5 protein-coding genes and 2 pseudogenes are annotated in these 7,685 nt (G+C 57.8%); 1 reads left to right on the top strand and 6 read right to left on the bottom strand.

Translation table 11 applies throughout. The features are described 5' to 3' along the window. Positions 1–132, top strand: a pseudogene (locus EN935_RS14665) (IS481 family transposase); the annotation flags it as partial. Positions 133–238: 106 nt separating this feature from the next. Here the strand turns inward: EN935_RS14665 and EN935_RS14660 are convergent. The 6 genes and pseudogenes from EN935_RS14660 to tdh form a co-directional block, all read right to left on the bottom strand. After that, on the bottom strand, positions 239–2,110 hold the full coding sequence (locus EN935_RS14660) for an acyltransferase family protein (protein ID WP_063169260.1): 1,872 nt from the start codon (positions 2,108–2,110) through the stop codon (positions 239–241). A gap of 83 nt (positions 2,111–2,193) precedes the next feature. Next, positions 2,194–2,754: a CpaD family pilus assembly lipoprotein gene (locus EN935_RS14655; protein WP_063169261.1), complete on the bottom strand. Its 561-nt coding sequence runs from the start codon at positions 2,752–2,754 to the stop codon at positions 2,194–2,196. A gap of 12 nt (positions 2,755–2,766) precedes the next feature. After that, positions 2,767–4,188: a type II and III secretion system protein family protein gene (locus tag EN935_RS14650; RefSeq protein WP_063170365.1), complete on the bottom strand. Its 1,422-nt coding sequence runs from the start codon at positions 4,186–4,188 to the stop codon at positions 2,767–2,769. Positions 4,189–4,259: 71 nt separating this feature from the next. Then, entirely contained in the window at positions 4,260–4,946 is a 687-nt protein-coding gene (locus EN935_RS14645; protein WP_063169262.1) for a response regulator transcription factor, read from the bottom strand. 805 nt (positions 4,947–5,751) lie between these two features. Continuing rightward, positions 5,752–5,920: pseudogene (locus EN935_RS42045) on the bottom strand (transposase); the annotation flags it as partial. Positions 5,921–6,634: 714 nt separating this feature from the next. Next, on the bottom strand, positions 6,635–7,669 hold the full coding sequence (gene tdh / locus EN935_RS14635; protein WP_063169264.1) for an L-threonine 3-dehydrogenase: 1,035 nt from the start codon (positions 7,667–7,669) through the stop codon (positions 6,635–6,637). Positions 7,670–7,685: the final 16 nt, after the last annotated feature.

The following is a 7,685-nucleotide window of genomic DNA, read 5'->3' as shown; positions in this document are numbered from 1 at the left end:
CATCGTGCCGCCGAACTGCCTGTCTGGCTGCACAGATACAATTGGCATCGTCCACATGGCAGCCTAAAGTCAAAAACGCCTATCAGTCGCCTCGCCCTGATCGAGGACAACCTGTTGAAGCTCCACACCTAGGTCACTATCGGGGGGCCTTAAACCTGAACAGCTCCATCGTCGCGGCTGCTGCGGAAGCAGGAGCTATCACTGGGACCCGTACTGGTGCTTGTCAGCCGCTGAGCCGCTACTTCGTCTTAGGAAGAGCATTGTCCTTGCCAAAAGCCGGCCAGTATTTCGAGATTGCCAGTGTGGCGCCGGCTGAAGAGAAATGACCATAGTCGAAATATAAAAACTCTCCTCTATCGAAATAGGCGCAGCGTCCTGCGCTGCACAGGAATTTCAGCGGATCGATGAATGTGGCGCCTTTGGTAAATGAGCGCACACGTTCGTTGACGTCGGGGTCCATCGCGATCGGCCAGGACGTATCGTCCAGATTTTGGCGCTTGGCGAAGAACGCAATTTTCCGGACGTCAGTTGGGAACTGCGGAGACTGGCCGATGACAAACACGCGCACGCCCAGGGCACGAAGCGTAGCGATTGTTTGCTGAAGACCGTCGAAACCTCTGACCTCATAGTCACTCCATCTACCGCTGAGGATAACCGTCTTGATGTCCGCTTCCAAGATGACGTCCAAGGCCTTGCGATTGAACCGGACACAATCAAGACGATCGTACGGGTAGTAATAGAGTATCGGCGCGCAGCTGGCGTACGTATATTCAACGATGTTCGCCTGCAATCGATTTATGTTAGCACCCAAGCCGGAAACATAGTGCGCGGCGAAGGAGTCGCCCCACAAAAAAACCGTTGTTGGAAAACCGCTGGTGCGCGTGCAATCCTCCATATTCCAGCTTTCGATCCGGCTGGTGCCCTCGTTGAAACAGATGCCATTCCTCCAGTCCCCGACGGAAATGCGCCGCTGGACATAGTCCGGAAACCGTTGCGGAAAGCCGTTGCCGAGCGCCCCCGCCGCTCCGCCGGCACAAAGGACAACGATCGCGAGCGCTGAAAAGGCGAAGATAGGCCCCGGGGAGGTGAAGGCCCTCTTCTGTCGAAACGGCTGCTCTACAAACTTCCAGGAGAATGCAGCCAATGCGAGGCTTGCCACCAACATCGCACCGGTCATCAACGGATCGAGTTTTTGGAACGAAAGATAGTGCGCGAACGCATTGAGAGGCCAGTGAACAAGATACAACGAATACGAGATGAGCCCAATCCAGACCAGCGGCCTGACTTCGAGCATGCGGGTGGCGACCGTCGAGGGGGTATTTTGGCCAACATAGATCAGAAGGGCCGTTCCGATGCATGGATACAAGGCGTTGTAGCCTGGGAACGGATCACTCGCCGAAATCGCGAAGAACCCGATGGCGAGAAGGCCAAATCCGGCCACCCCCACCGACTCCATCAGGAGTCGGTTGCCCAGCGGCGAGGGGCATTTGAGCATGAGCAGGGCGCCCAACATGAGTTCCCAGATTCGGGTCGGCAGCAGATAGAATCCGGCGGTGGGTGCCAGCGATGTCGCCATCACCGCCACTACGAAGCTGCAGAGAATTATCGGAAGAAGTGTCGTCAGCCAGCGCTTCCCGATGTAGCGATAGATTAGGAACATCAGGATTGGTGCGAAGATGTAGTACTGCTCCGCTACGGAAAGCGGCCAAGTGTGCAACAGTGGTAGAAGCGCGGCATCGATAGAGAAGTAACTTGACGTTTTCCAGAAGAAAACGTTCGACCAGAAGGTCGAGGTAGCTATGATGCTAAGACTGAATCCGCGCAGATCCGGTGGCAGAAGAATGAACAATGCCGCAATGCAGGTGAGAAGCATCACAAAGACGAGCGCCGGCAGAATGCGCCGGGCACGGCGCCAGTAGAAGTTGACGATGGAAAATTGGCCGCGTTCAAGGTCATCCAGGAGGCTTCCGCTGGTTAGGTAGCCGGAGATGACGAAGAAGATATCGACCCCGCTAAAGCCACCCGGGATCGCCGAAATTCCGAAATGAAAGAGTACGACCGGAAGTACAGCAACGGCCCTAAGGCCCTCGATATAGCGCCTATATTGCATCCAGCGGTTCCTTTTATTTTAGATCAGGACGCGATTGGAAGCTTTCAATCTCCGGTAGGAGTGCTGCCGAGATAAGGGCGGTATCAGCCACCTTTATCCGTCCCGAATGTTCTGTAAGTTGCAACTGGTACAGAAGCACGATCGCCATCGCCGGCCTTGACGGCCTGATTGTCGAGCAGATCGCGCGGATCGTTGACCATCACGGCCAGGTTATGTCCTGTCGAACAACCAAGCGGCTGTTTGAAGGATTCTTCATTGGGTAAGGCACCATATGAGGGACAGACCGGCGGACGGGCGTGATAGACAATCGCCTCAATTCGCACTGAGCCGGCGTCGTGTTGATCGCGCAATTGAATGTTGTCTTCTTCGATTGCCAACTGCCTGGCCTGATGGGCTACCCCTGCGCTGAGCTGGGGCGAACCGCTGATGAGGAGGTGGATGGCATCGAACCGGCCGCGACTGGCCTTGTCTAGGAAAACACGCAAACGCTGCCGTTCGGAAGCGCGCAGGCTTTGCAACGTCAGGACGGTGGTCTCCTCTCGGACAAGCATTGGTGCCGATGGTTCGACATCAACTGGCGTAGTGCTTGTGCAGCCACTTACGCTTGGTGCCAGAGCGACAAAGAGGATTATAAAACGCAACATCTTTGGATGACACTATTCGATGATGAAGCCGAGACCGCCCTGGGCGCTTGGCGCGCCCGCACGGATAGCAGCGCGGTCTCGCGGGGGACTTGTCACGGAATTCGTCGGAGCGCCCCCTCCGTTCAAAGCCGGTGCCGCCCGCTCGGTCGGTGCGCTCATCTGGTTTGGGTTGGAGCCTGGTCTTACAATGTAAGGCGTAACTAGAATGACCAGTTCTGACTCCTCTTTTTGAAACGAGGTCGAGCGAAAAAGCGGTCCCAGGATCGCCAGTTCTCCGAGCCAGGGAAAGGCCCTGACATCATTGTTGACGTTCCGCCTGATTAGACCGCCGATTGCGAAGCTCTGGCCGCTGGCGAGTTCGACGACCGTATCGGCTCGGCGCGTGGAAACTGCCGGCACGGAAATTCCGTTGATTTGCACGGCACCTTGCGTCGACAGTTCACTGACTTCGGGCGTTACGTGAATGTTGATTTGATTGTTGCTGAGAACTGTCGGCACAAATTCCAGACTGACGCCGAAGTGACGGAATTCAACCGATACCTGCCTGTTTTCCTGCAGGACAGGAATGGGAAATTCGCCGCCCGCGAGAAAGCTGGCCTTTTCACCCGACATAGCGGTGAGGTTCGGCTCAGCCAGGACGGAAGCTATATGCTCCTTGGCGAGCGCGTCGAGAACCGCGCTGACGTTGACGGCACCGTTGTCGAATCCGATTTCTGCTGTACCGCCACCCTGGGTTGAACCAGACCCAGCGCTTGCAGCGCTTCCGCTTAGAACGCCCACTTTGAAATTGCCGATTTGACCGAAGGCGGACAAGTTGACGCCGAGTGACTTCATGGCGCTGCGTGAGACTTCGGCTACGCGCACGCTGAGGTTAACTTGCAGGGATCCAGCGACCTTGATGTTGTTGACGACTTGCGCTCCGTCGCCCAGATATTGCTCAGTGACTCTTTTTGCGGTGTCGGCGACCTCTGCGTCGGGCGCCGTCCCGCTAAGGATTGCGCCGCGCGGCGTATAGTTGACGCGGATGGGATAGTCGCCGACCTGCTCCCGCAACATGGCGCGTAAATCCCCGATCGGTTGCGTGACAACGATACGCAATTCGGCGAGAGGCTCGCCATTGCCATCCAAGGCGAATAGGCTGGTCCGCCCCGATTTCTTGCCAAAGACGAAGATTGTTTTGCTCGATGGCGCCTGAAAATCCGCGATCGTGGGGTCAGCAACAAAGATGGTCGTGGCTGGCCCGGGCAGATGAACGGTCTCCCCGAGCGAAGAGGAAAGGGTCAGCGTGGCGTTGATGCTATTCGAAGCCGCATGCGGCGGGCCTTTGTCCTGCTTGTTTTGCGCCGCGACACCAAGTGGGAAAGTCACAATAAGCGCGCAGAGGAGATGGCCCAGGTAACGGGGCACTGCAGGTCTTGTAACCTTGTTGGCGATCGCCCGCCAATTGAGCGCAGCGCAAGGATGTTGAAGGATCAGCAAAATAGATCTTCTTTCGATTCGACAAACTATGCGGACGAGGCGTCAGTCAATTCTAGGATGTAACCAATGCCTCGGATGGTCTTGATCCGTGGCGTTGCACCTGATCTGGTCAGATGTCCCCGTAAACGATAAATTCCGACTTCAAGCGCGTTGGCAGACACGTCGTCGTTGAATGAATAGAGGTGATCTTCCAATTGCGCACGGGGCACGATGCGGCCTGCCCGGTTAAGCAGGTGCTCTAGAACACAGAGTTCGCGACGTGCGATCATCATTGGGTGCCCATCAACGAAAACCTGGCGGGCGACCGGATCAAAGTCGAGATTGCCAAATACGAGCCTCAGGTCGGTCATCTGTGTCGCCCGGCGCAGAATGGCTCTCATTCTGGCAATAAGCTCATCGGTAGAGATGGGTTTGAGCAGAAAGTCGTCCGCACCACCGTTGAAGATCGCAATTCGCTTATCGAGATCGTTAAGGCTGCTCATAATGACGGCAGGAACTGAATGCCCGTGGGTCCTCAACTGCCTCAGCCAACCCAAGCCATCGCCATCTGGCAGAGCCAATTCCAGCAGGAGAATTTCATAGCTGGCGCAAGAAAATGCACTCGAAGCCAGTTCCAGAGTACCAACGACATCAACGACGAAGCCGCCATCCCCGAGCGCAAGTCGCATGGCGCGCGCAAGATCCGCATGATGATCCACGAGCAGCGTTCGCATTTCATCTCCTCTCGAAGAGGGACGGCCCATCGAACGCGTCACCGGCGGCCATCTGATCGGAGCACACGGCGCGCAACTCGTCGCAGCTCTCGGAACTGGTCCGAGTCGGAGGGACATGCAAGTCGCTCGGTGGCAATAGGCGCGGGTGAGGACCAACTGACGGGCTCAAATACGCCGGTCGGCGAACCCACGAGGCCAGCAACCCGCGTGCGATTTCTCGTTGCATCATCTCTCCTACGTGCAGCCCCTGCGCTCGCAAGGCAGCGTCGCGGCTCAGAGCCCGATTCCCACAGAGGGTAGGGTTAGCTTTCGAGAAACTGATTGAACAAATCGATTATTTGGATCGAATGCATCCACGGTATGGATGCAGCGCACCATCTTCAACGACTGCGGCGTCCTGATGCACTGTTGTGTCTGTCGTGCTCTGCTTTTTTCGCTGTCCTTCAAGGCTGGCGAGCCTGGTGGAACCTGCGCGTCATTGGCTTGGTAGCTTGAATGCTCAACAACGGAGCGCCCTGCGCAAAGCCGCTCTCATTTCCAAAAAGCCTTGCAATCTGGTTGGAGCACTTCGCGCTCGACACCAAAATAGGCGAGGAAAACTGACGTCTGACAGGGATGTACATGCAACAGCCGATTTGCGGCACCAGCAAACGACCGCGTTCAGGCTGAAGATCGACGACCAACGGCTCCTCGATTTCCGCACTTTTACAAGCTCTTCCTGTGCGGGCGGATGCCGGCAAACAGCAGCACAGGGTCAGCGAAACCGGGAGCGGGCCTGCTTGATCGCCATGATCACATTGCCGCTGTCGCGCGTGCGGAGCGGAATGCAATCGGTCCAGCCGGCGGCAATCCGGTCAGCACCATCGTCTGCACGAAGCTCCCTGACGAAGACGTGCCCGAATGCGCTCAACAAAGCCGGGCGGCGGATCTTTCCAATCGCCGAAGGTGCGGGCTGGCACCGAGCGGCGAACTGCGAACTCATTCCTGCCCGGCGGCGCTGGCCGCCGCGAGCGTCGATGCGGACCCAGCCGCTCCGAATCCTCCCACAACACGATGAGCGCGTCGCGGACATCGCTGCCGTAACAGCGGCTGCGGCTCTTGCCCGCAGACGGCCTCTGCTCACGACGGTTCATAAGACGGATCGCGCGCTTGCGAATAATAGCCGGTTACCGCCTCGAACTCATCCAGAATGCGCCGCTTGTCAACGCCGCAATAAAGCTCCACGATCGCCGCTTCACCGTGTCGCCATGCTGAGCCGCGCCATCCTTCCCCCGAACCGGAATGGCACGACCTGTCCATCCCCTTTGGAACAGGACACTATTGGTAACATTTTGCTTGAGGCAATGCGGCTCGTTGCCTTCCTTTTCGCTGACCGGAAGGGTACCGGAAGTCGTCTATCGCATCTTACCCGCTGAAAGCGGCAACACCTCGACCTCAATCGCAGATCATAGGAAATAGACGATCGCGTCGGGGCCTCAGCATCGGTTCACCGGGTTTCCGTCATCGACTGAAGCGAATTGCCCCATCGACCGTCACCGGGTGGGCCGCGATACGTCGCCGTATATGATTAGCGAGCGCACGTAGCGGAGCCATAGCTCTCCACCCAGCCATGTTCCCCTAGTTGGAAAATGTCCGGCGGACCAGAGGTGCTGTCGTCAGCTTTTCCTGAATAGCGGCCAAGGCAATCCCTACCAGTCCATCACCACCTTGCCGGAACTGCCGCTCTTCATCGCATCGAAACCGATCTGAAAATCGTCGATGCCGATGCGGTGGGTGATCAGGCCGGAGACATCCAGCGGACCCTGCACAAGCGCGATCATCTTGTACCAGGTTTCGAACATCTCGCGGCCGTAGATGCCTTTGAGATGCAGCATCTTGAAGATGACCTTGTTCCAGTCGATCTCGAAGCCGGTCGGCGCGATGCCCAGAATGGCGATCTTGCCGCCATTGTTCATGGTGTCGATCATGTCGCGGAAAGCGGGGGCGGCGCCTGACATTTCGAGGCCGACGTCGAACCCCTCGGTCATGCCGAGCACCGGCATGACGTCGCGCAGCTTCTCCTTCGAGGCGTCGACGACATGCTGGACGCCGAGTTTCTTGGCTAGCGCCAGCCGCACCGGGTTGATGTCAGTGATGACCACTTTGCGCGCGCCGACGCATTGGGCGACGAGCGCGCCCATGATGCCGATCGGCCCGGCGCCAGTCACCAGCACGTCCTCGCCGACCAGATCGAAGGACAATGCGGTGTGGACGGCATTGCCCAAGGGATCGAAGATCGCGGCAATCTCATCGGGCACATCGTCGGGGATCGGCACGACATTGTGCTGCGGGATCGCCAGATACTCGCCGAAGGCGCCTGGACGGTTGACGCCGACGCCGAGCGTGTTGCGGCACAGATGCCCTCGCCCGGCGCGACAGTTGCGGCAATGGCCGCAGACGATGTGGCCTTCGCCCGATACACGCTGGCCGACCTTGTATTCGGTGACCGCTGCGCCGAAATCGGCAACGGTGCCGACGAATTCATGGCCCGTCACCATCGGCACCGGCACCGTCTTCTGCGCCCACTGGTCCCAATTGTAGATGTGCACGTCGGTGCCGCAGATCGCCGTCTTCTTGATCTTGATCAGCACGTCGTTGGGGCCGATTTCCGGCACCGGCACCTCTTCCATCCAGATGCCCGGTTCGGCCTTGGCCTTCACAAGCGCCTTCATCATGTTCGACATCAGGATTTCCCTATTC

Source organism: Mesorhizobium sp. M7D.F.Ca.US.004.03.1.1, assembly GCF_003998635.1.
Taxonomy (GTDB): domain Bacteria; phylum Pseudomonadota; class Alphaproteobacteria; order Rhizobiales; family Rhizobiaceae; genus Mesorhizobium; species Mesorhizobium loti.
Note: the sequence above shows the minus strand (reverse complement) of the source record. Positions and strands in the feature narration are given on the sequence as shown.